Origin of the sequence: Acinetobacter sp. YH18001, assembly GCF_013416975.1 — a bacterium.
Lineage (GTDB): Bacteria > Pseudomonadota > Gammaproteobacteria > Pseudomonadales > Moraxellaceae > Acinetobacter > Acinetobacter pseudolwoffii.
In genome coordinates, this window is record NZ_VPEU01000105.1 from 1 (window position 1) to 2,456 (window position 2,456).

The window sequence follows — 2,456 nt, forward strand, 5'->3', positions numbered from 1 at the left end:
GGCTTTCACAGCTTCAACATCAAGTACCGTTCCATCTGAAAATTTGATCTGGTCAATACGATAGGCACCCAGAGCATCTGCCTGGAAATAGTTCTGCACCGTAATGCTATTTTCACCATTATGTGAACGAATGACTAAGTCATTGCTGATACGACGGAAAGTAAAGTCACTTTGAACTAAGCCATCTGTAAATTGAATGATATCTTGACGATTTGCAGAATTATCATAATTACTGATGATGTCATGGCCAAAATTACGAGTAAAAATATAGGTGTCATTGCCACTACCACCATTTAATTCATCGTTTCCAGCACCACCTTCAAGACGGTCATTTCCATCACCACCTTCAAGTCTATCCTGGCCGTCTCCACCAATTAGTGTGTCGTTGCCTGCACCGCCATAAAGATGGTCATCTTCAGCTCCGCCATCCAGATAGTCATCACCGGCATAACCATAAATCGTGTCGTTACCGGCTAATCCCGATGTTTGATCTGCACTTGCGTAGCCATGAATGACATCATTACCATCCGTTGCTGCCAATAAAATTGATTTTATTTGTGCAATATCCCAAATGGTTTGATCAGCAAAAACAATTTGATCGATACGATAAGCAGTTTCACCATTTTGATCGAAGTAATATTTAATCGTGACTTGATCATTGTCTGAATATTTAACAACTAGATGATTATTTTCACGTTTTAAAATAACATTGTTTGCAGAAATCCCTTCTCCAAAGACAATTATATCTAATTTATTGGCATTATAGTCGTAGCTTTCAATCGTATCGTGACCATCACCTATACTAAAGTGATATGTATCATTTCCTGCGCCACCATCTAGGTAGTCATCACCTTTGCCACCCAATAAGTGGTCATGGCCATCATCACCATATAGGCTATCATTGCCTCCCCCCCCGATTATGCTATCTTGTCCTTGACCACCGTATAATTGATCATTACCTTCTCCACCATCCAAAGTATCATTTCCAGCATTACCATAAATAGTGTCATTGCCTGCTAACCCTGTAAGCATATCATGACTGTTATAGCCTTGAATTATGTCATTTGCATCCGTAGCAACTAAAACCTGATTTTTAATGTAATCAGCATTCCACACAATACCATTGTCAAAAACAATCTGGTCAATACGATATGCTGTAACTCCATTACTATCAAAGAAGTTTTGTACAGTGACATCATCATTAGTTGAATATTTAACAACTAGATCATTGCCAGCACGATTTAAAATAACCTCATTTGGATTAATACCTATTGCAAATGTAATTTGATCGATCTTATTAACTGCGCTGTCATAACTTCTAATAGTATCTTTACCATCTCCTAAATTAAAATGATATGTATCACTACCAGAGCCACCCTCTAGATAATCATTCCCGGTTCCACCGATCAAGGTGTCATTGCCAGCATTACCATAAATAGTATCATTGCCAGCATCACCAGTTAGTACATCATTACTACTATAACCCTGAATCGTGTCATTACCCTCTGTGGCAACCAAGACCTGATTTTTAATGTAGTCAACATTCCATGATGTACCATCATTAAATACAATCTGATCAATACGATATGCTGTTACACCATTGCTATCAAAGAAACCTTTTACACTTACTTGATCGTCCGATGAGTATTTTACTATCAGGTCATTACCAGAACGTTTCAAGATAATATGGTCTGGCCGAATACCCTCTGCAAAGACTATTTGATCTAATTTGTTTGAGGCGTTCTCATAACTATTAATAGTATCTTGCCCATCACCTAAACTGAAATAGTAACTATCACTACCAGCCCCCCCATCAAGATGGTCATTTCCAATTCCGCCGATCAGGATATCATTTCCATCACCACCATAAATCTTATCTTGGCCTTCATCTCCATAAATTACATCATGGCCTTGTTCGCCATATAATGTGTCATGATCTTCACCACCATAGATAATATCATCACCTAAACCTGCTTTAACGGTATCATTACCTTTCCCAGCATAAATCAAGTCATTACCAGCATAACTATTAATAATATCATTACCAGCCCAAGATTTAATGACGTCATCATTTCCTGAGCCAGACATATCATCATCAAGGGAATAAACTGACTCTAGCAGTAATTCTCTGATAGTCAGGTCTTCAATCCTTTGTGCATATTCAGTAAATTGATCTAATAATTCTTTATAAAGCACATCATAATTTGGATCTAACCCTTTAATAACAAATTGAAACTTTTCAATTTCTATCTTTCCGGCTTCATAATTATTTAAAAATAAATCTGCAAGTGAATTAATAGCTAAACTAAAATCACCATGCCAAATCTGGCCGATGCAAACTCCGAATACCAATGAGTACTATCCGGGAGACAGACTGCGGGTGCTAACGTCCGTAGTCAAGAGGAAAACAATCCAGACCGCCAGCTAAGGCCCCAAAATTATAGTTAAGTGGGAAA

Annotated in this window: 1 protein-coding gene; it reads right to left on the bottom strand. The window is 37.8% G+C overall.

The annotated features are described in order from the left end of the window. The coding region (locus FTV48_RS14470) for a calcium-binding protein (RefSeq protein WP_306669360.1) at positions 1 to 2,352 on the bottom strand (2,352 nt) is incomplete at its 3' end. Between the last annotated feature and the right edge of the window lie 104 nt (positions 2,353 to 2,456).